The sequence below is a fragment of the Westiellopsis prolifica IICB1 genome, from assembly GCF_004323185.1.
GTDB classification, from domain to species: Bacteria; Cyanobacteriota; Cyanobacteriia; order Cyanobacteriales; family Nostocaceae; genus Pelatocladus; species Pelatocladus prolificus_A.
This window is the reverse complement of record NZ_NAPS01000002.1, coordinates 1,372,533-1,393,201: the sequence shown is the minus strand read 5'-3', so window position 1 is coordinate 1,393,201 and position 20,669 is coordinate 1,372,533. Positions and strand designations below refer to the sequence as shown.

Genomic DNA, 20,669 nt, shown 5'->3' with positions numbered 1-20,669 from the left:
CAGACCATCCCTAAGTATGACTGTTGATCTTTCCTTATGACAGATGAGCTGGTTAAGTCAAACCACTAATATCTTTGGTGAATCAGGGAAGTTCTTGCTTGGGTAGTTGGGAGAATATTAGGTTATGCGCTGGGAATTTGGTCGTAGAAGTACCAATGTTGAAGACAGACGTGGAAGTCGAGTTTCTGCGCCTGTGGTGGGAGGTGGTATTGGAGCTGTGGTTTTGGCGGTGATTGTTGCTTTATTGGGAGGCGACCCCAGTATCATATTTGAGCAAACACAAACACCGAGCGATCGCTCTTCTCAAACGCAACGTTCTGCAACCGAAGATCAGGCGGCTGATTTTGTTTCGGTTGTTCTAGCTGATACAGAAGATACCTGGAGTAATTTGTTTCAGCAAAGTGGAAAGACCTATGTCGAACCTAAATTAGTGCTTTTTTCAGATGCAGTCCAATCTGCTTGTGGTTTCGCACGATCAGCAGTTGGTCCCTTCTATTGTCCCGCGGATCAAAAACTCTACATTGATCTGAGCTTTTATCAGGATTTAAAAAATAAATATCAAGCACCAGGTGACTTTGCTCAAGCCTATGTGATTGCTCACGAAGTCGGACATCACGTCCAAAATCTCATGGGTATTTCCAGTCGCGTCAGTAGATTGCAACGTCAAGTTAATGAAGTAGAAGCCAATCAACTTTCAGTGCGACAGGAATTACAAGCCGACTGTTTTGCTGGCGTTTGGGCGTATCATGCTAATCAATCGCGACAAATTCTCGAAACAGGCGATATCGAAGAAGCACTAAACGCTGCTAGCGCCATTGGAGACGATCGCTTGCAAAGTCAGTCAAAAGGATATGTCGTCCCAGAGTCTTTTACTCATGGTAGTTCAGCCCAGCGAGTGCGATGGTTCAAGCGGGGTATTCAAACAGGTAATCCAGCACAATGTGATACTTTTGCAGTCGCAAATCCTTAGAATTTGAGAAATTTCTTGTTCCGAACTCCAATGCTGAACCTCAAAGCTTGAAAAGTCAACTTCTGAGGTTGGATGATGGTGTTGCAGAGGCGATCGCTCTTCGTTATCTTACCCCTAGTTACTTTGGGCTGTCTGGTCTCACTAAGACACTAAGACACCAAGAAAAATACATTACACCTTGAAAGGTCTAGTCATAAAAACTTTTAGCGATCGCATTCCAAAAGTTCTTGTAATCAGGCAGTAGTAGAGTTACTTTTTTTTGATAGTCATAATTTAAACATTCGCCTAACTACAAGAATCGATGGTCAGCTCTACCTTGATTGCTACAATCTATGTCAACCCCATGATGGGGAATGATGCCAATGCTGGGTCACGCTTAGTTCCATACAAAACCCTTACCCGTGCTTTAAAAACAGCTAAAACAGGAATGATTATTCAGCTTGCACTGGGTAATTACAGCAGTGCTAATGGTGAGGTTTTTCCCCTGATTGTTCCAGCTGGGGTAATGGTGGTGGGTAACGAAGCCACAAAAGGTCAAGGTATTGTTATTTCTGGAAGTGGGGAGTATCAAAGCGAAAGTTTTGGGTTACAAAACGTCACACTGTTATTACTGGATAATGCCAGTCTCATGGGTGTGACTGTAACTAACTCAATCACCAAAGGTACTGGTGTCTGGATTGAATCTACAGCACCAACTTTAGCCAATAATAGCTTGCTTAAATGTGGACGAGAAGGTGTATTTGTTAGTGGTACGGCTAAACCAGCGATTCTCGATAATGTATTTGCCGAAAATGGTGCTTCTGGGTTGGTAATGGCACGTAATAGTAAAGGAGAAGTGTTACGGAATGTTGTGCAAAAAAATGCCATTGGCATTGCCATCAGTGATTTTGCTGCTCCTTTGATTGCAAATAATAAACTATCAGAAAATCAGACTGCGATCGCTCTATCTCGTGATGCACGACCAGTACTACGTCATAATGTCATCGAAAAAAATTCCCAAGGTGGTTTGTTAGTAAATGGTAACGCGATCCCTGATTTAGGTAGCACACAAGATCCTGCTGGTAATATATTTCGCGACAATTCTGGTTTTGATGTGCAAAATGCCACATCAGCAAAATTAGTTTCGGCTGGAAACCTGTTAAATCCTGTGGGGATCAAGGGGCTGGTAGAGTTGAGTGCAACTGTTGAAGACACTGCCAAACCAACATCTGTAAACACGAGTTTTACTGATATGTCTGGACATTGGGCAGTTGCTTTTGTAGAAGTTTTACTAAACAAAGGCTTAATTAGTGGCTTTGGTGATGGTACCTTTAAGCCAGAAGCCCCAATCACTCGCGCTCAGTATGCCGCTGTGATTGCTAAAACTTTTGAACTACCTCTAAAAAATAAATATAGTAAATTTACTGATATAAAACCAGATTTCTGGGCAGCCGCAGCCATCGAGCGCGCTGCTAGTATGGGGTTTATAAGTGGGTTCCCGGATAGTACATTTCGACCAGGACAAAATTTAACAAAAATTCAAGCAATCGTATCGATAGTAAATGGGTTACAACTAAGTGGTGGTAATCCAAATGTGTTAACCGTGTATCGCGATCGCGCTCAAATACCCAGTTATGCCAGTGAGGCTGTGGCAATTGCTACCCAGAAACTACTAGTGGTAAACTATCCGCAAACGGAAATACTCGAACCGTTGCGGGACATTACTCGTGCTGAGGTAGTAGCGTTAATTTATCAAGCGTTGGTGACTAGCGGTAAGCAAAAACCAATAATTTCTCCTTACATTGTCAATCCAGATGCTGATATTCCTTCATTCAGTGATCTTAAGGGACACTGGGCAGAAGGATTTATCCGGGCATTAGTGAGTATGAATTTAACCCGTGGTTTTGCTGACGGTAGCTACCAACCAAATCAACCAATGACTCGCGCCCAGTATGCTGCTTTAATAGCAGCGGCTTTTAATCCCACTGCTAAACGTTCCGCACCAGAGTTTACCGACGTACCCAAGAATTTTTGGGCATACAAAGCCATTCAACAAGCAGCACAGGCTGGATTTGTGGGTGGTTTTAATGATCGCACCTTCCGCCCTCAGCAAAATGTGCAACGATTACAGGTGATTGTTTCCTTGGTTAACGGACTTAGTTTACCAGCAGCTAATGCTGATGTATTATCTGGGTTTAGCGATCGCAATAGCATTCCCGATTATGCCCGTACCGCAGTCGCAACCGCGACGTTGCAAAAAATCATCGTCAATTACCCAGATCCAAAACAAATTGCACCCACAAAAGAAGCAACACGGGCAGAAGTAGCAGCTTTTGTTTACCAAGCATTAGTTGCAATCGGGCGATCGCCAAACGTTAATTCACCATATATTGTTTCTCCTTTTGTAGTAACGAAAGAGTAGAATGAAAGACACTCTTTTATTACTGAGCTATCCCCCTTATCCCCAAAGGGAACCCCATCTACCCCAATCCCCTAACAGTCTTCATAACAAATAAGCTTAATTAAAACTATCTAAAAAACAATAGCAAAAAGCTAGCCATATGCAACGGGAGCAAGATTTAGCCCTATTGCCTCAAACCGAAATTACACCTTTTATACCAAGTTTGGGAACATCTGCCGACTTGGCAACAGCCTTATTGATTCACTATAGTTTTGATCTCAGTGGTTATCAGGCCAGTGAACTAGTTCATCGTTGGCAACAGCAATATTCTGATAGTTGGTTACATATGGCAGTGATTGAGGCACTGTATCAGGGGCGTTATAAAGCGATATCAGTACAGCAAATATTAACACTTTGGCAGCGACGAGGGCAGGCTGTCTTTCATTTCAATATGGAATTTGAGCGCCTAATTTGCAGCAAGTTCCCCGAAAACTTAACTTCAGTGCCAACATGGTCTCAATTTTCTGTTTACCACAACCCTCGTCCTGATGTAGTCAAGCAGGAAAACATGGGGACACGGGGACAGGGGGGACAAGGGGGACATGGGGGACAGGGGGAGACGGAGAGATATCTTGATAATTTCTCCGCGTCTCCCACTCACCGCGTCACCGCGTCTTCTTCCCTCTCTGTCACTCCTACTCCCACTCCTAAACCGCAACGAAAGCTGCTTCCAGTTGCTGTCAATAATTCTCCGATTGAGCAATTTACTCCCCAAACAAGCGATCGCTCTCAATCATTTACCTCAAAACTGAAAGCGATGTCTAATGACAAGTTACTAAGCGTCTATGCTCAAGAAACAATAAATGGTGAAATACCCTAAATTTTTAAATAATAATTAATGCGATCGTGTTAGATGATTTTAAATTTTAGATTTGGAATTTTAGATTTTAGATTTTAAATTTTAGATTGAAAATTAGATCACTTTATTAATCATTAAGTCTTGAATATAACAGGGGCGACAGAAAAACACCCTGGTTGAAGTCGCCCTTCAAACAAAGGTAGCTATAGATCAACCATTAAACCGTGAATACGCTGATGCTCACGTATCATGATGGCATTTTTTAACTCTATTTGAGAAAGAATAGAGTCAGGAAACTCTCCTACAGCATAACGAGGTTGATACCAACTTTGATTTTCAAAGTAACTCTGTAGCTTTTGCTCTTTAAAACGACGACCATGACGGGCATAAATTTCATTACGCATTAGCGTTAATTCCTTCCCATTACGACCCTTGAGGTCAGCCGAGGTGAGCAATCGCTGCTGGAATAAAGGCTTTGATGTTGCAGCCAAGACTTGAGATTGAGGTAGTGGCGGTTCAGTTTGATTTTGGTTAGCCTGATTCTTAGCTGGTTGTGAAGTAGGCTCTGATTTGGTCAGTTTAGCAAGAGATTTAGACAGTGGAGAGCCAGTTTGGAGCAAACTAGACTTTTTAGCTGGTTGCGAAGTCGCCTGCGATTCGTTCTCCTCAGATGGCTCAAGTGCTGTAAAACTCGACTCTGGAAGTTCGATTTCGGGTTTACTGATGTTTATTTTTTCTAAGGCATTGGTGCTATATACAGAAATATTACTGGCAAATTTCTGTACTGATTTCTGCTGCTTAGTATTAGCTGAGGCAAATTGATCTGATATGACAGACCAACAGGAAACTCCTCCAACAGCAAATCCTCCAGCAAACATCATTGAAGCTAGCCCTACCTTAGAACTGAAGCCTACACTTGATGACCGACTGGGTATTTTTGTTTGTAGTCTGGAGTGTGGTGAAGATGTCCGGGATTCTCGAGTGTAGTGGTCAATCTCATCGAGATTTTCATCATCCAGAAATATATAAGAAATTGTGTCCAGCAATTTCTCCTGCTTCACAGGTTTATAGACTGAGTTTTCTTGGGTGAATTGTGTTGTTGACTCAGTAGATTCGTAAAGGGGATAGCGTTGGATTGGATATATTGGTAGTTCAGCAGATTTACCGCAGGAATTTTGTTTGATAAAGTCTGCTCTTGGTACAACAACTCTTTGAATCAAGGTAGTTTGCGGGAAAACTTCTTGTTGTTGTTTGTCTGACTCAGGTTTGTTTGGATCTGCTTCAGTTTCTAAACACTGGAGATCAATCATATCGGGATCATTCTCTCGTAATGGGAGTGATAGTAGATTAGGGATGCCAAACACTTCCCCTTGTTCTGTATCATCAGGTTTGTTGGAGTTCGTTTCGTTGAAAGTGGTCCTTTTGCAAGTATCCATGTTGCTGTTGAGAGTCTAGGTGGTTGTCTATGCTGCAAGAGGTGTTTGTGGAAGTATTTCCACACTAGTGTTTCTCACTAAAAGTACTAGGAAAAAGATGTTACTGTTATGGTTTTTACGATGAAGTCTTTCTATCTTCTCAATCTACTGTGGAATTATGCAACTGTTTGACAATCAATTTTGACACAATTTTCTATACTCGCTTGAAAATAGCAAGCGTCAGGAGATGGCAAAAAAGCCGTATTAGTAAGGGTGGAGAAGTAATTATTAAATTTTTATTAAAGAAATCAATGTCTTAAAAATAGGGATCGGGAATCGGGGACAAGGAGGATACGGGAGACAAGGGAGACAAGAAAGACAAGAAAGACAAGGGAGACAAGAAAGACAAGGGAGACAAGAAAGACAAGGGAGACAAGAAAGACAAGGGAGGTGTGGGAAGTGGGGGAAGTGGGGGAAGTGGCGTCTAGGGGTGTGGTGGGGGAAGTGTGAGGAGAATTATTTGACAATTATCTTCCCAATGCCCATGCCCAATGCCCCATGCCCCATGCCCAATGCCCAATGCCCTAGTATCCAATTGGCTCAATCACAGTCTTCAAACCATTATTGTTAAGAATAGCTAACATCTGCTCGGCATTATACCGATTGCTAAACACTCCTGCTTGCATAACTGCTTTACCTTCCCAGAAAGTGGGAAAGGAACCAGGGGCTAGAAATCTAACTAACTCTTGATCTCTTTGATTTTGTACTTCTGCTATCACCCGGTAGCGCGTACCTAGTGAACCGCCAGCATAGGCTGTAGTTGAAGGATTTTTGGATACTGGTAGTTGATTACCGACAGGAACATTATTGGTAGAAATAGCTGGAGGTTGCAGCGCTGGTAATGATGAAATTTGATTTATTGCTGTTTTTACTGATGTGGATGTGACTGGATTCGGTGGAGATTGGGGTTGAGGTGCAACAAATTCGACTGTATTTGGTGCTACCTGTACATAATTTATTTGTGGTGTATTTGCTTGTTGCCAACCCGTAGCTGTTTGTTTCACTGTCAAGCTGCTAGGAATAGGAAATCCCGCAGTGTTTCTTGAGGTTGGTGATTTTGGTTGGTTTGGAGTTGTAACTACTCTAGAAGTAGCTGGTTGTATGGACTGCTTTGGCTTAGTAATAGTGCCAATAACCTTAGAAGTAGAATTGACTGGTTGTAGTGGTAGTAGTTGTCTATTTAATGGTCTGGAAGCCCTATTAACAGAAGAAGATACAACAGCCGGGGGAGGGGAAGGTAGTGACGGCTGAGAAGATTGGAGAACGGGAAGAGGCGGTAATTTCCCCGTGGAAGTAGCTGTAGTAGTTACGGTGTTAATAGGGACACTGGGAGCAGAAAAGGTGATTTCCTCATTTACTGGCGTTTTCTGGGTGCTATTTGTGGTGATGGGAGGAGATGGTAAATTTTGAGCGATCGCACTTGTTGTACCATTTGTATTGATATTACCTGCAATGCGATCGCTAGCAAGAATGTTCCCATAGGCAGTAATGATCTGCTTACTAGCACTGGCATTGATATCATAGCGACCATTGTTGCGAAACTGATTACCACCTGCTTCGGAAGTATTACCTAAATCTGGTTGTGCTTGAGCTAATATCACCAATCCATCCTCTTGATTACCCTCAATCACGTTATTCCGCAAAATGGGACGAGAAGAAGCTTGCACAATGATTCCACTTCTATTGTTGATAATTCGATTACCTAGCACCAGAGGATGAGCTTTTTGGGCAATGTTGATGCCAAAGCCTGTTTCTTGAAACACATTCTCTCGTATTTCTGCACCAGAGGTATCAGTAACCGTAATCCCGTTAGCACTATTGCGATCAAAGAAATTGTTGCGGATGATCGGTGCAGTATTGCCAGTCACAGTAATTCCATCTTGAGTATTACCAACAAATGTATTATCTGCAACGGTAAAATTGTTAGACTCAATCCATAAACCGTAACCACCTGGATTGGAGTTTGTCACCGTTATCCCTGTTAGTTTTGCTCCTTTGGCACTAACAACAGCAACATTTTTACTACCAAAACTCCGACTCAGGTAATCACCACCTCCACTGATGATGATGCCACGACCTTTGCTACTACCATCTCCTTGAATTGTAATACTAGATTTGAGTATCAATGGAAACATTTCTCCTGTCTCGCCGCTGTAAGTTCCCTTAGCAAGCATAATCACAGTATTAGGGCTAGCTAGCTGCAAAGCTTTGGTAATCGTTTTCAAAGGTGTACTTTCACCCCCGCTTCCTTGCTTGTCATTTCCGACACTTGGGTTGACAAACAACACATTTACCTGAGAGATTGTTTCCTCAGTATGGTGTATCTGCTTTTGTGGTGGAGATGTTTGAGCGATGGCGGTATCAAAGTAACAGCTAATAAGCATCAGACTTGCAACTCCCATACCAGCAGCGTTCAAAAACAAACGCACGGAATGAGAAGTAAAAAGCATTGTCACTTCTAAGTACGGATGTGAATTCTGCTTTATGTTAATCTTCTGTGCTGATAGAACGTCGGCCTGACAAGACTTAGAAACAACGAGGGGGAAATTCACTTTTTCTGCACTCCTTACAACCAATAAGCAATTTTTATACTCTCTCAATTGCAAAAATGTCGATGATATCACTCACATATGGGCATGGGGCATGGGACATGGGGCATTGGGCATGGGGCATTGGGCATGGGGCATTGGGCATTGGAATAAATTCTTCCTTGCCCTCTCCTCATTGTCTCCTCACACTCCCCGCTCCCCGCTCCCCGCTCCCCGCTCCCCGCTCCCCGCTCCCCGCTCCCCTTCACTCTAGGAGTAGAGGTTATAGTAAAAATATTTTATAATTCCTATTTTCTAATTCTTTATCTCGAACCTCAAATTTTTAATTTAAAGAAACAAAATATATGAAAAAATTATTGCAACTATGAAAAGGACTGACTGTTACGATCAAAACACTAATGGGATTGTTGTAATGGTCGAGCCATACAGCCAAACAGAGCAAGTAAGTCAAGTTATTTGTCGCATCTTAGATGCAAATTTGGATCGTGCGCGTGAAGGTTTGCGAATTATTGAGGAATGGTGTCGTTTTGGCTTAAATAATAACCAGTTAACTGGGGAATGCAAGCGGATGCGCCAAGAATTAGCAACATGGCATACTGCTGATTTAAGGGCGGCTCGAGATACACCCGGTGATCCTGGTACTGAATTAACCCATCCTCAAGAAGAGCAGCGCGCTAGTATCAAATCTTTGCTGCAAGCTAACTTCTGTCGAGTAGAAGAAGCTATGCGGGTGCTGGAAGAATATGGCAAGCTTTATCACCCAAATATGGGGAAAGCTTTTAAGCAGATGCGTTACCGGGTTTATACCCTAGAAAGTAACTTGATGGGTTATCAACGACATCAGTTACTGCTGCGATCGCATTTGTATCTTGTTACCTCCCCTAGTGACAAAATACTAGATACAGTCGAAGCTGCCCTCAAGGGAGGATTAACTTTAGTACAGTACCGGGATAAGAAAGTTGATGATGCTGTCCGTCTCCAACAAGCTCAAAAATTACGGCAGTTATGTCATACCTACAACGCCATTTTTATTGTCAATGACCGAGTAGATATAGCTTTGGCTGTTGATGCAGACGGGGTACACTTGGGACAACAAGATATGCCCATTGCTATGGCTCGACAATTGCTGGGGCCTCACCGCCTAATTGGTCGTTCTACCACAAATTCTGAGGAAATGCAACGGGCTGTCAAAGAAGGAGCAGATTATATCGGTGTTGGGCCTGTTTATGAAACTCCCACAAAAGAAGGTAAGCCTGCTGCTGGTTTAGACTATGTTCGTTACGTTGCTAAAAATTGTTCTATCCCTTGGTTTGCGATTGGCGGTATCGATCCCAACAACATCAATGATGTGATTGATGCTGGAGCGAAGCGTGTAGCAGTTGTGCGTGGCATCATGCAAGCTGAACAACCTACTTTAGTGACACAATATTTTCTATCGCAGCTCAATCGTATTCAACCAGATCCTGATAATTCCTATGTCGAATCAAATTACTATCCAGATCAATGGTGAACCTCGTAGCTGCTTACCTCAAACTCTCCTACCTGAACTACTTCAACAATTAGGGTTTAATCCTCGCTTGGTGGCAGTAGAATACAACGGTGAAATTTTACACCGTCAGTACTGGCAGGAAACAAAAATACAGCAAGGCGATCGCTTAGAAATTGTCACTATTGTTGGTGGGGGTTAATGGGAAACAAGGGAGACACGGGGGACACGGGAGACAAGGGAAATTTGTTTCCTAAGTCAGTAAACAAGAATAGCGAGATTCAGGGATATAAAGCCATCGGTGCAGGCTTCTTTTGTTTGCTAGTATTTTTCCCCTACGTCCTAGTTGTTCGCGTAGTTGCTGGTTTTCACAAAGCTGGCGAAATGCTTGAAACATTTCTAAACCAGAATAAGGATTGACAATTAAACCATTTTCCCCATGACGAACTGTATCTGTCACCCAACCAAAATTTGAGGCAATAATAGGTTTACCAAAGTAAGCTGCTTCTAAGTAGACCATGCCAAAACCTAAGTGAGGGCTAGCGCTGCGATCAAATAAAGTCAGCAAAGCAAATATATCGCAAGCTGCATAGTAACCAGCCAATTCCCGTTCAGCAACATGTCCAGTAAAGTGTACCCATTTGTCCAAGCGCAAGCGTCGTACTTGAGATTGTAATTTTGCCTCAAAAGGGCCTTGTCCACACAATATGTAATGAACCTCAAGCCCTAAAGTGAGCAGCAGGGGTAGATTATCTATGACTAAGTCAAAACCTTTATACTTTTGTAGACAGCCGACCGAGAGAATTACTACTGCATTTTTTGGAATGTCGTGGTTGTTGCGTACCCGTAGACGTAATTCCTCAATTGCGGTAGGACTAGCTACACCAAATTTTTTTCTTCTAACTACAGGATGAATAACGTGAGTGGGGTTATGAAGCTGAAAATGAGTGGTGAGTAAATCTCGTGTCCAGCCGCTATTGCAAACAATACCTTCTGCTCTTTTTAAAGTCAATGCAAACAGCGATCGCATTATCGGATTGCGTAAAGTACATAAAATATCATTTCCATGTAGATAGATAAAAAAGCGAATCGGTAAAAGATAGCTCAAAAACAACAGTGAAATAAAATCGTAGCCATGACCCCATTCGATATAGCGGTAATGATAGCGAAAATAAAGTTTTATTGCGAAAACAGCTGACCAAACTATATTTAGAGTTGGTTTGAGAATATTTTTACTCAAAACATCACGCCAAGACTGGGGAATATGCCAACGATACACAGGAAATACCTGTGACTTATCAAAAGCTTTATCTCCTGCACAGCTAGTGGTAAGAAGAATTACCCTATCTGTATCTTGTAGACAGCGATTATAAATATACTCCTCAATACCGCCTTCCCTGGGTAGAAAAGTGCGGCATACGACTAGAATATCTGGAGATACAGTTTGTTCTCCAACGGTCGCTACCCTTGATGAAATCTGTTCCATCAGAAATTTAATAAATAAAATTTAAAAACTGATTTCGCTGTTGATTGATAGTAAAGGCGTACAAACGTATGCCCCTACTGAATTAATAATTACATCAATCTCAAGTGTTGTCACACAACTAATTCAGTAGTGCGCTACACATTCTTAACACACTTTCCAGATTTGATATTCACTTTATTAATCAACTCTTAACTATTCTTTTAAGACCTTGTAGGTCTTGGGTTTTATAGTTGCGATCGCTACATCTCTAGCTGCATAATCGCAAAGAATTGTGTAACCGTTTACTCAGTATAAATGTAATCACTAGAATAACTAAATACCATCAAAATGTTCTGCCAAAATGCCGAATAGAAGGGATCGGGGATCGGGGATCGGGGATCGGGGATCGGTGGGGAGCGGGGAACAAGGAGCAGGGAGCTCTTAGCAGGGAGCAAACATTTGGTTATTCTCCTTTCTAAGCATGTCTAAGAGCTAAGAGATCCCTTGTCCCTAATCCCCGATCCCCGATCCCCGATCCCCGATCCCCAAACAAGTACGGATATTGCGACCGGATTAGGCTAGAGGATAGCTGCAAACACAGGATAAGAAACGATAAATTTAAGATGTAGCTAGTGATGAGAGCTACTTTGATTTTGACATTCCCTGCATGGTACAGGCTAGCGTCACTCACCAAACGCAAAAAAATTCCGCCTTTGGAAAAATATAATCAATATCGTTTTTCAAGTAACTGTGTTATGCATAAAAAACTGCAAAAAGCCTTCAAATCACTTTTGAAACCCCTATTTGTCCTCTTTTTGGTGTTCACGTTGGCACTGAGTCATGCTGACGGCGCGTTAGCAGCTAGTGGGGGTCGAATCGGTGGTGGTTCCTTCCGAATGCCTAGTAGTGGTCGTGGCTACTCTTCACCCCGCACTTATGCACCTCCCGGCGGTGGATACGGTGGTGGATATTATCCAGGGTATCCAGGTGGTGGATTCGGATTTCCTTTTATAGTGCCAGTATTTGGTTTTGGTGGTGGACTATTTGGTCTGTTGATTTTTTTGGCGGTCGCTGGCTTTTTAGTACAATCATTCCGTCGTGCTGTTAGTGGTGGTGGTGACGATGTCGGTTACAGCAGCAACCCTACAGTTTCCATCAGTCAGTTACAGGTGGGTTTATTAGCTAATGCCCGTAGTTTACAACCAGAACTCAACTACATTGCTGAAACTGCTGATACCAATTCTTCACAGGGTAGATCTGAAGTCTTACAAGAAGCTAGCCTCGCTTTACTCCGTCATCCAGAATATTGGGTCTATGCTGGTGGTGGTACTCAACAAGCACGTTTGAATGCAGCAGAATCAACATTCAACCGTTTAGCATTGGCTGAACGTAGCAAGTTCAGTGAAGAAACTTTGTCTAACTTCAACAACCAGCTCAAAGGCGCAACTCCTAAAGAAACTTTACCGTCTGCTGATGAACTCGACAACCCAACTCGCCTAATCACTGAAGGCCCAGGAGAATATATCATTGTGACTTTGTTGGCTGCGACTCTTGGTAAATTTGAAGTACCACAAATCAACAACGCCGATGACCTGCGTCAAGCCTTACGTCAAATCGGTAGTATTCCTGGCGAACAACTGTTAGCTTTTGAAGTACTATGGACTCCGCAAGCAGAAGGCGATGTCCTTACCAGTGAAGATGTATTGGCACAATATCCAGAACTGAAACTGGTCTAATTATTTTGTTTGTGTCGGGATAACCGAAAAACTTTGCTCCTAAATTATTCGTGAACAACAAGATCCCCGATTTCTCCAAGAAGTCGGGGATCTGGCTCTCTCAATACTCACAACTCCTACACTCCTAGTTTTGGTCATCGCGAAACTTCAACATGAAACGAAGCGTCAACACGTAAGGATTATCATTAAATCTGCAACAATAATTTTAGAGAAAACTGTCACGATTACGTAATTAACTAGACTGAAAAATAAGGTTGTGGTTATGCAATTCTCCCAACTACCCAGGTCTATTCGACAACTCGGAACCCATGTATTAGCCATAATTTTAGGAGTTGTACTAACTGTTGGTACTCTCCAAGTGTCACCTTCCCAAGCTGACCCAGCACCGAAAAAGGTTACAAATGATACACCACAACTTATTGCTCAAAAGCAATCACCAGCAACAGCAGCTATTGGTAACAGTAGCTTTGTGACCGCGGCTGTGAATCGTGTGGGTGCAGCTGTAGTTAGAATTGATACTGAGCGTACAGTTACCCGTCGTCTGCCTGATATTTATGACGACCCATTTTTCCGCAGGTTCTTTGGTGAAAGTTTCCCCCAACAGTTACCCCCGGAACAATTACGTGGTTTGGGTTCTGGCTTTATTATTGACAAAAGTGGCTTTGTGATGACTAATGCCCATGTGGTCGATAATGCTGATAAAGTCACAGTCCGCCTTAAAGATGGACGCACTTTTGAGGGCAAAGTTCAAGGTGTGGATGAAGTCACCGATTTGGCTATAGTTAAGATTAACGCTGGTGGTGATTTGCCTGTAGCACCTTTGGGTTCTTCTTCTAATGTCCAAGTAGGAGACTGGGCGATCGCAGTTGGTAATCCCTTGGGATTTGACAACACTGTCACCTTGGGAATTGTCAGCACTCTTAGACGTTCTAGCGCCCAAGTTGGTATCCCTGACAAACGCTTGGACTTTATTCAAACAGATGCTGCAATTAACCCTGGAAACTCTGGGGGTCCGTTGTTAAATGATCGAGGTGAAGTCATCGGTATTAACACAGCAATTCGTGCTGATGCAATGGGGATTGGTTTTGCTATTCCCATCGACAAAGCCAAACAAATCACAGCTCAACTGCAACGCGGTGGTAAAGTAGCTCATCCTTACTTGGGTGTGCAAATGGTAACTCTCACATCCCAGTTAGCCAAAGAAAGCAACAATGATCCCAATTCTCAGTTCCTGATTCCAGAAGTGAATGGAGTTTTGGTAATGCGGGTTTTACCTAATTCTCCAGCTGCTACAGCAGGTATCCGACGCGGAGATGTGATCACCCAAATCGATGGACAAGCAATCACTAGTGCTGAACAGCTGCAAAATCTTGTGGAAGACACTCGCATCGGCCAGGTGTTACAGGTGAAAGTCCAACGCGGAAATCAGACACAGCAATTATCACTACGCACAGCTGAATTAAAGGGTGCTTCATAATTAGTGAATAGTTGCTTGTTAGTTGTTGGTTGATGGTTTTTCCAAACAACAAACAACCAACAACTAATTTATTTTTTTGCCAAAAACTGACGCAAACTTAGTAAATTCAAACTTTGTCCTAAAGCAAGTGGGAAAATAGAAATTCCTTCTAGGCGAGATTGTACCCAACCTTCTCCCCAGTACCATTCGTGAAAACCATCGATTCCTTGACTCAGGATTAAGCGCAGACGATTGGAATCTGCGACATCAACTTGATGATGAATCGCAACTGGCCACAATCGAGTGGTAAACTGAAATCCTCGATGTAATTGTTCTGGCATCCCGGTGGGAAGACGACCAGATAGTAGCCATTTTTCTAGTTGTGCAGGACGTAGCAGACTGTCACAGATAGCAGTTGCTGGTGCTTCTATTTCTATCCTAAGTTGAGTTTTTTGGAAATTACCTAACATTGTTAATGCGATCGCTTTTTCTTTTAGTATGACAAATAAAAACTAATTCACAGCATTACAAATACCATCTATACGCTGCTTTAATAAAGATTTTAAAGCTGTTTCTTGAGCCTTCAACTTGACAATTGTTGGTTGTTCTTCCACATAGACAAGTCTTTTTTTCGCTAGCTCAATTTGCACTGTTTGTAAATCTGCTAAAATATCCTGCACATTAGACATCTTACCGCCAGCAGCAACATCTTCTGGTTGCACTTCACCGCGATTGAACTTTCGACATAATCTTCCTTGTAATTTTGCCTGTTGAATGTTTGCTTTAAAGTCACTTTCGTGTTTACCAACAGCAAAACCAGCTATGTAACCAGCTATTCCTACAGAAGCCACAACTACTGCTGATCCTACCAACCGACGTACCTTGAGAATCGATCCAGAATTTTGAATACTTTTCTGTTCAGAATCGCTCTTAGTTTCCATACACTGACTAACTTATAGCTCAATTCCAAAGACAGCATATTTGCCAAGGAAGTTCCAAGCAAATCACCGCTGCTTTTACACCGACAAGCAAGGTAAATTTATACCAACGTTACTAAGGAATCCTACTTTGTTGCCTGCTTGTAAACGCTGTCGCTTAAATACGGAATTTTTATCTGGCATGACTTGGGCAGAAAAATGTCGAATATGAGCGAATAATTTAGATATTGCTAGGGTTATGGGGTATTTTCGGCGGTTGATCTTCATCGAATGACTATAGTATCATTTAAAACTTGTATCCAATGCTAGGAAAAACGCCAAGGTAAAAGGTAAAAGTAAAAAACCTTCCCATTACTTTTGCCTTTTACCTTTTACTTTTTTGATTCGGAAATTCAGCAGCGCATCCAAAGTACTAGAACTAGCCCTTTCAAGGTGACTCATAAAATCTCTTTTTTCCTCTCTGCGCTCTCTGCGTTCTCTGCGGTTTAAAAGTTATTTATTTAACCGCAGAGGCACAGAGAACACAGAGATAAGAGCTTACAGAGGAGTTGATTGTTGAGAATTTTGCTCCACCTTGAAAGGGCTGGTCCTAAGTACAATACATACACAAACAAATTGGTATTAAAATCTTGCAAAACCAGAAAATTGAACTACCTTATTTTGACCAACTTTTTGAAGACATTCGCCAAGGAAAAACCGAAGTCATCAAAAGCTTTGGGCATCATGTACACTGGGGTTATTGGCAAAATCCTACCAATGCTGATGGTTCCATAGATGACTTTGCCAAAGCTGCGGAAAATTTGACTCGGCGAGTATGTGATGCTGGTGGTGCAAGTAATGGACAAAGAATTTTAGATTGTGGCTGTGGTTTTGGTGGTACGATCGCCAGCTTAAGCGATCACTTTATTAACATGCACTTAGTCGGCTTAAATATCGATCCCCGTCAACTTCAAAGGGCCAAAGAACTAGTTCAACCCCGCAACAGCAATCATATTGAATTTATAGAAGGAGATGCTTGTCAGTTACCGTTTGCAGATAACTCGTTTGATTTAATTTTAGCAGTAGAGTGTATATTTCATTTTCCTAGTCGCCAAAAGTTTTTTCAAGAAGCATGGCGAGTATTAAAACCAGGAGGAAAACTTGCTCTTTGTGACTTCGTACCCCAAGAAGCTTTTCTTCCCTTCATGCAACTAGGGTCATATTTAATTAAACCTTTTCTGAGTAATTTTTTTGGATATGTTGACAGTAATATCACCTTGAGCGCATATCGAAATTTAGCCCAAACGACAGGATTTACCCCAATTTTAGAAGAAGATATTACCCTCAATACCTTACCAACATATCCTTTCTTGCGGCAACTGCAAAGCACAGGAGAAAACCCACAACCAGATAATTCTACAGTGATGGCTGAATGGGTTAGTCGTTTGCAGCTAATTCGTTATTTGATTCTCTCTTATCAAAAGGGTGTAGGGGTGTAAGAGTTAGGGGTGTAGGGGAGCCAGTGCGTTGCGCGGGTTCCCCGCGTTGTAGCACCTGGCGTGTGTAGGGGTCTTAGAGGATGACTTAATTGCAGAGCGCTAGCTCTCCACTTGTTTTTTCACCAACAAAATAATAAAATTTTAATAGTATTTCCATATACAGAAATTCTACTTTTAATATTATCAACCGCACATTTTCGGTTGGGTGAGTACACGTTAAGTTATGCAAAAATATATTGCTTAAATCGTAGCAAAGTCTTACAAGCTAAGGACTAGAGACTGAGTACCAAAATACCTAGTCCCTCACCTAAAAATACTAGTACCCCCATTCTAAAAATACTAGTACCCCTACCCCCAGACAAATTTTAAATCTTTATAAAATGGGGGATTGGGTACTTGAGTACAACTTTAATTAATCCAATAAATTCAATCGTCATTGACTGGACTGTCTGTTGAACAGGTGTCTGGTATAAGCAGAAAAATAGCGCACTGCTTTGAATCAGAGCATTACCAATGCAACAGACCTTAAACCCTATTCAGAATTCAAATACTGCCAAAACACCGGATAGTGCAAATGGCGTTTTTTTTGAACTTTTGTGGAGTGATTTTCGCATTATCTTTGAGCGTGACCCAGCAGCACGAAATTGGTTGGAGGTGCTGTTTTGCTATCCCGGATTCCATGCATTGTGTTTACATCGTCTCGCGCACTGGTTACACCGTCACCAGATAGCTTTTTTTCCCCGGTTAATTTCTCACTTGGGGCGATTTTTGACAGGGATTGAAATTCATCCAGGTGCAAAAATTGGTAAAGGCGTATTTATCGATCATGGTATGGGTGTCGTGATTGGCGAAACCGCCATTGTCGGCGACTACAGCTTGATTTATCAAGGTGTCACCTTGGGTGGAACTGGAAAACAAACCGGTAAACGCCATCCGACTTTGGGTGAAAACGTTGTCGTGGGAGCAGGTGCAAAAGTTTTGGGGAATATTGAGATTGGCGCGCGCGTCCGTATCGGCGCCGGTTCAGTCGTGCTACGAGATGTCCCCAGTGATTGCACTGTAGTAGGTATTCCTGGACGTAATATTTCCCACAAAAAAAGCGATCGCCTATCTCCCCTCGAACATGGGAAACTTCCTGATGTTGAAGCAACCCTAATTCGTTCTTTGCAAGAACGTGTAGAACAGCTTGAACAACAATTGCAAAGTCTTAAAAGTCAATAGTCATTGGTCATTGGTCATTAATCAATACCAACAACTACTAATCACTAACTAAATAAATGTTACCACCTTACACTTCTAATACTTTGGGTGATCACTATTGTATTGTGCAGATTCCTTTAAGCGATCGCTGGCAAGTTTATCACCGCTTGCAAGAGTTGATGATTCCCTGTTTGTGTGATTGTGATGGTTCTTTACGGGTACAGGTAGATAATTCTCTTACAGTAATTCTTGTTCACAGTATTGTCAAACAGTTTTCTGTTTCTCGCCAAGAATTAATCGATTGGCTAGAAAGATGTTGGCAGATGTGATTATTTTATCTACATAATTGTTTGGGGTAATTTTGGAGAGTTATTTTTCAGAGTAGTATTCTTGGGGGCAGGACTTTTTAACAGATCAACACTCAAGTTAAAGTTAAATTTTCTATGATAGCAAACTGTCAAAGTGAGATAAGATTTATCAATTTTTTGCAGAATGAACTTGAACTTTCAAGTGGAGATATCGCTGTAGCTCTACGAAAACGCGAATTAGAAAATGGTCCATTACCAATGCTGTTGTGGCAGTATGGCTTAGTTGATATAGAACAGCTGGAGCGGATTTTTGATTGGTTAGAAAAACAAGCTTAACCAATTCATTAGATTTGATATTTTGGATTTTGGATTGACTTCAATACGTGGAACCATCAAATAAGTATTCAGAATAAATCAAAAATGCCAGTCATCCTATAAATTACATACGTTTTAGCATCTGGTGTTTGAAAAATAACTATTACGAATTCAAAACACAAAACGATTCTTTGATATTTGAGATGTCAAACTTTTACTACCGAGGTAAATATCATGATTTCCACTTTAATTGCCGGATTGAGTTTGTTAATTTTATCAGGAATAGCAGAGAATTTCATGAGTTATATGCTATTCAATGAAATTCCTAATAATTCTGAAGATAAAATCCTGCAATCAGTGAACAGTGAACAGTTATTAAAAAGAGCAACTGATAACTGATCACTGTTAATTTATACCAATTACTGGTTTGATGTCATACAGAATTAAAGTTATTGGTTGAGTCAGAATGAAGATTAAGGATGAAGGCTAAAGGATGAATCATTAAGTATGAAGGATAAAAGGTAAAGGCTGAAGTTTGAATGATGAAAAAATTGAAATTTCACATTTCATACTTCACACTTCATCCTTCATACTACCCCGTAGGTAGTCGTCTCAAGGGCGTCTACACACTTCATTAGAGGTATTTATGTAATGAATAAAGTTCTTATTAATGACACAACTCTGCGTGATGGCGAACAAGCAGCGGGTGTTGCTTTTAACTTACAAGAAAAAGTAGCGATCGCCAAATTTCTGGATGCGATCGGTGTTCACGAAATCGAAGTCGGAATTCCGGCGATGGGTGAGTCAGAAAAGCAAGCGATCGCAGCAATTGCTGATTTAGGATTATCGGCGAAATTACTAGGTTGGAATCGGGCTGTGATTTCAGACATTCAGGCGTCTATGTCCTGTGGTTTGACAAGAATGCACATTTCTATTCCGATCTCTGGAATTCAAATAGCTACCAAATTTCACGGTCAGTGGCGCGTAACTTTGCAACAACTTAAAGATAGTATCAGCTTTGCTGTTGATCAAGGTCTTTGGGTTGCGGTTGGAGGGGAAGATTCTTCCCGTGCTGATGAAAACTTTCTCTTTGATGTCGCCCATTACGCTCAAGAATGGGGTGCATCCCGGTTTCGTTTCTGCGATACAGTTGGAGTTCTCGACTCCTTCAGCACCTACACAAAAGTAAATCGGCTGATTGGCGCTTTGATGATTCCTGTGGAAATTCACACCCACAATGATTTCGGTTTAGCGACTGCAAACGCCCTTGCTGGTATCAAAGCCGGAGCCTCATCAGTAAATACCACAGTCAACGGTTTAGGCGAAAGAGCCGGAAATGCAGCTTTAGAAGAAGTTGTCATGGCTCTCAAACGTATTCATGGTATAGATGTTGGCATCGATACACCACGTTTATTAGAACTATCTCGACTTGTAGCAGCAGCATCTGGTTCCAATGTCCCACCTTGGAAAGCAATTGTGGGTGAAAATACTTTCGCTCACGAATCTGGAATTCATGCTCACGGTGTACTCCAAAATCCCACCACCTACGAACCATTTGCACCTGAAGAAGTGGGTTGGGAACGGCGTTTAGTTGTAGGTAAACATTCTGGTAGACATTTATTATCTAATTTACTACAGCAGCACGGCATTATTCTCAACACAGAAGAAACTCAATCTGTATTAGATGCTGTTAGACAATTATCTATTCAGAAAAAACGCAGTCTCACCACCCAAGAACTTTTAAATTTAGTTTACGAACAGAGGGTTTCTCATGCAATCAGATGATGAAGTTGAACTATATGATCCGCCAGCATTTGATATTGGTGATAAAGTCCGGCTCCGCAAACAAATTAAAAACGATGGGACTTTCCCTGGTCAAGAAATTGGGACAATTCTTGCTAAAAAAGGAGATATTGGTTACGTCGTTAGTATAGGTTCATTTTTACAAAGATCCTATATTTATGCAATACATTTCCTCGAAACAGGATTTATTGTTGGGTGTAAGAAAAAAGAGCTAGAACTAGTTGAAAAATCTAAAGACGTAGAATAGGAAA

The 20,669-nt window shown here is 41.7% G+C and carries 19 protein-coding genes; 14 read left to right on the top strand and 5 right to left on the bottom strand.

All coding sequences use genetic code 11. The annotated features are described in order from the left end of the window. Positions 1–124: 124 nt before the first annotated feature. The 3 genes from ypfJ to B4U84_RS20330 all read left to right on the top strand — a co-directional run bounded on the left by ypfJ (position 125) and on the right by B4U84_RS20330 (position 4,230). Positions 125–970, top strand: a complete 846-nt coding sequence (gene ypfJ / locus B4U84_RS20340) for a KPN_02809 family neutral zinc metallopeptidase (RefSeq protein WP_017310979.1) — start codon at positions 125–127, stop codon at positions 968–970. A gap of 301 nt (positions 971–1,271) precedes the next feature. Then, positions 1,272–3,371, top strand: a complete 2,100-nt coding sequence (locus tag B4U84_RS20335; protein WP_131120344.1) for an S-layer homology domain-containing protein — start codon at positions 1,272–1,274, stop codon at positions 3,369–3,371. A gap of 139 nt (positions 3,372–3,510) precedes the next feature. Continuing rightward, positions 3,511–4,230, top strand: coding sequence for a hypothetical protein (locus B4U84_RS20330; RefSeq protein ID WP_131120342.1), 720 nt, complete (start codon positions 3,511–3,513; stop codon positions 4,228–4,230). Positions 4,231–4,412: 182 nt separating this feature from the next. Here B4U84_RS20330 and B4U84_RS20325 read toward each other — a convergent pair whose 3' ends face one another. Both B4U84_RS20325 and B4U84_RS20320 read right to left on the bottom strand, forming a co-directional pair. Beyond that, complete coding sequence (locus B4U84_RS20325; protein WP_017310976.1) at positions 4,413–5,645, bottom strand: YARHG domain-containing protein; 1,233 nt, start codon at positions 5,643–5,645, stop codon at positions 4,413–4,415. Positions 5,646–6,208: 563 nt separating this feature from the next. Continuing rightward, complete coding sequence (locus B4U84_RS20320; RefSeq protein WP_131120341.1) at positions 6,209–8,134, bottom strand: DUF1565 domain-containing protein; 1,926 nt, start codon at positions 8,132–8,134, stop codon at positions 6,209–6,211. A gap of 463 nt (positions 8,135–8,597) precedes the next feature. Here B4U84_RS20320 and B4U84_RS20310 point away from each other — a divergent pair, with 463 nt between their 5' ends. Both B4U84_RS20310 and thiS read left to right on the top strand, forming a co-directional pair. After that, entirely contained in the window at positions 8,598–9,743 is a 1,146-nt protein-coding gene (locus tag B4U84_RS20310) for a thiamine phosphate synthase (RefSeq protein ID WP_044447808.1), read from the top strand. Further along, entirely contained in the window at positions 9,709–9,921 is a 213-nt protein-coding gene (gene thiS / locus B4U84_RS20305) for a sulfur carrier protein ThiS (RefSeq protein ID WP_017310972.1), read from the top strand. Before B4U84_RS20310 ends, thiS begins: the two co-directional genes overlap by 35 nt. A gap of 51 nt (positions 9,922–9,972) precedes the next feature. On the opposite strand, the gene B4U84_RS20300 is transcribed toward thiS, so the two are convergent. After that, a complete protein-coding gene (locus B4U84_RS20300) occupies positions 9,973–11,205 on the bottom strand; it encodes a glycosyltransferase family 4 protein (protein WP_131120337.1) in 1,233 nt (410 codons plus the stop codon). 734 nt (positions 11,206–11,939) lie between these two features. Between B4U84_RS20300 and B4U84_RS20295 the strand changes: the two genes are divergently transcribed. After that, on the top strand, positions 11,940–12,920 hold the full coding sequence (locus B4U84_RS20295; protein ID WP_131120335.1) for a DUF1517 domain-containing protein: 981 nt from the start codon (positions 11,940–11,942) through the stop codon (positions 12,918–12,920). 262 nt (positions 12,921–13,182) lie between these two features. Next, positions 13,183–14,397, top strand: a complete 1,215-nt coding sequence (locus B4U84_RS20290; RefSeq protein WP_017310969.1) for an HhoA/HhoB/HtrA family serine endopeptidase — start codon at positions 13,183–13,185, stop codon at positions 14,395–14,397. A 68-nt stretch (positions 14,398–14,465) separates the two neighbouring features. On the opposite strand, the gene B4U84_RS20285 is transcribed toward B4U84_RS20290, so the two are convergent. Continuing rightward, a complete protein-coding gene (locus B4U84_RS20285) occupies positions 14,466–14,846 on the bottom strand; it encodes a hypothetical protein (protein ID WP_017310968.1) in 381 nt (126 codons plus the stop codon). Positions 14,847–14,888: 42 nt separating this feature from the next. After that, the gene (locus B4U84_RS20280; RefSeq protein WP_017310967.1) at positions 14,889–15,317 is read right to left on the bottom strand and encodes a hypothetical protein; all 429 of its coding nucleotides are present in this window, start codon (positions 15,315–15,317) and stop codon (positions 14,889–14,891) included. Between the two features lie 626 nt (positions 15,318–15,943). Here B4U84_RS20280 and B4U84_RS20275 point away from each other — a divergent pair. The 7 genes from B4U84_RS20275 to B4U84_RS20250 all read left to right on the top strand — a co-directional run bounded on the left by B4U84_RS20275 (position 15,944) and on the right by B4U84_RS20250 (position 20,665). Further along, the gene (locus B4U84_RS20275; protein ID WP_131120333.1) at positions 15,944–16,792 is read left to right on the top strand and encodes a class I SAM-dependent methyltransferase; all 849 of its coding nucleotides are present in this window, start codon (positions 15,944–15,946) and stop codon (positions 16,790–16,792) included. Positions 16,793–17,305: 513 nt separating this feature from the next. Continuing rightward, positions 17,306–18,013: a serine O-acetyltransferase gene (cysE, locus tag B4U84_RS20270; protein WP_017310965.1), complete on the top strand. Its 708-nt coding sequence runs from the start codon at positions 17,306–17,308 to the stop codon at positions 18,011–18,013. A gap of 56 nt (positions 18,014–18,069) precedes the next feature. After that, a complete protein-coding gene (locus tag B4U84_RS20265; protein ID WP_131120331.1) occupies positions 18,070–18,321 on the top strand; it encodes an Asr1405/Asl0597 family protein in 252 nt (83 codons plus the stop codon). Between the two features lie 114 nt (positions 18,322–18,435). After that, positions 18,436–18,636 carry a DUF2949 domain-containing protein gene (locus B4U84_RS20260; protein WP_131120329.1) on the top strand — a complete coding sequence of 67 codons (201 nt, stop codon included), beginning with the start codon at positions 18,436–18,438 and terminating at the stop codon, positions 18,634–18,636. 213 nt (positions 18,637–18,849) lie between these two features. Next, positions 18,850–19,014 carry a hypothetical protein gene (locus tag B4U84_RS30720; RefSeq protein ID WP_165490323.1) on the top strand — a complete coding sequence of 55 codons (165 nt, stop codon included), beginning with the start codon at positions 18,850–18,852 and terminating at the stop codon, positions 19,012–19,014. Between the two features lie 252 nt (positions 19,015–19,266). Further along, on the top strand, positions 19,267–20,400 hold the full coding sequence (nifV, locus tag B4U84_RS20255) for a homocitrate synthase (RefSeq protein ID WP_017310961.1): 1,134 nt from the start codon (positions 19,267–19,269) through the stop codon (positions 20,398–20,400). Beyond that, positions 20,387–20,665 (top strand): nitrogen fixation protein NifZ, encoded by a 279-nt coding sequence (locus B4U84_RS20250; RefSeq protein ID WP_017310960.1) that lies wholly within the window; start codon positions 20,387–20,389, stop codon positions 20,663–20,665. The genes nifV and B4U84_RS20250 overlap by 14 nt, the downstream gene beginning before the upstream one ends. Positions 20,666–20,669: the final 4 nt, after the last annotated feature.

Excerpts from the sequence above, each read along its gene's own strand:
- B4U84_RS20280 (WP_017310967.1), bottom strand. The coding sequence starts at position 15,317 with ATGGAAACTAAGAGCGATTCTGAACAGAAAAGTATTCAAAATTCTGGA.
- B4U84_RS30720 (WP_165490323.1), top strand. The coding sequence starts at position 18,850 with ATGATTTCCACTTTAATTGCCGGATTGAGTTTGTTAATTTTATCAGGA.
- B4U84_RS20260 (WP_131120329.1), top strand. The coding sequence starts at position 18,436 with ATGATAGCAAACTGTCAAAGTGAGATAAGATTTATCAATTTTTTGCAG.
- B4U84_RS20295 (WP_131120335.1), top strand. The coding sequence starts at position 11,940 with ATGCATAAAAAACTGCAAAAAGCCTTCAAATCACTTTTGAAACCCCTA.
- B4U84_RS20330 (WP_131120342.1), top strand. The coding sequence starts at position 3,511 with ATGCAACGGGAGCAAGATTTAGCCCTATTGCCTCAAACCGAAATTACA.
- cysE (WP_017310965.1), top strand. The coding sequence starts at position 17,306 with ATGCAACAGACCTTAAACCCTATTCAGAATTCAAATACTGCCAAAACA.
- nifV (WP_017310961.1), top strand. The coding sequence starts at position 19,267 with ATGAATAAAGTTCTTATTAATGACACAACTCTGCGTGATGGCGAACAA.
- B4U84_RS20250 (WP_017310960.1), top strand. The coding sequence starts at position 20,387 with ATGCAATCAGATGATGAAGTTGAACTATATGATCCGCCAGCATTTGAT.
- B4U84_RS20335 (WP_131120344.1), top strand. The coding sequence starts at position 1,272 with ATGGTCAGCTCTACCTTGATTGCTACAATCTATGTCAACCCCATGATG.
- B4U84_RS20290 (WP_017310969.1), top strand. The coding sequence starts at position 13,183 with ATGCAATTCTCCCAACTACCCAGGTCTATTCGACAACTCGGAACCCAT.
- B4U84_RS20265 (WP_131120331.1), top strand. The coding sequence starts at position 18,070 with ATGTTACCACCTTACACTTCTAATACTTTGGGTGATCACTATTGTATT.
- B4U84_RS20310 (WP_044447808.1), top strand. The coding sequence starts at position 8,598 with ATGAAAAGGACTGACTGTTACGATCAAAACACTAATGGGATTGTTGTA.
- B4U84_RS20285 (WP_017310968.1), bottom strand. The coding sequence starts at position 14,846 with ATGTTAGGTAATTTCCAAAAAACTCAACTTAGGATAGAAATAGAAGCA.
- thiS (WP_017310972.1), top strand. The coding sequence starts at position 9,709 with ATGTCGAATCAAATTACTATCCAGATCAATGGTGAACCTCGTAGCTGC.
- ypfJ (WP_017310979.1), top strand. The coding sequence starts at position 125 with ATGCGCTGGGAATTTGGTCGTAGAAGTACCAATGTTGAAGACAGACGT.
- B4U84_RS20300 (WP_131120337.1), bottom strand. The coding sequence starts at position 11,205 with ATGGAACAGATTTCATCAAGGGTAGCGACCGTTGGAGAACAAACTGTA.
- B4U84_RS20325 (WP_017310976.1), bottom strand. The coding sequence starts at position 5,645 with ATGGATACTTGCAAAAGGACCACTTTCAACGAAACGAACTCCAACAAA.
- B4U84_RS20320 (WP_131120341.1), bottom strand. The coding sequence starts at position 8,134 with ATGCTTTTTACTTCTCATTCCGTGCGTTTGTTTTTGAACGCTGCTGGT.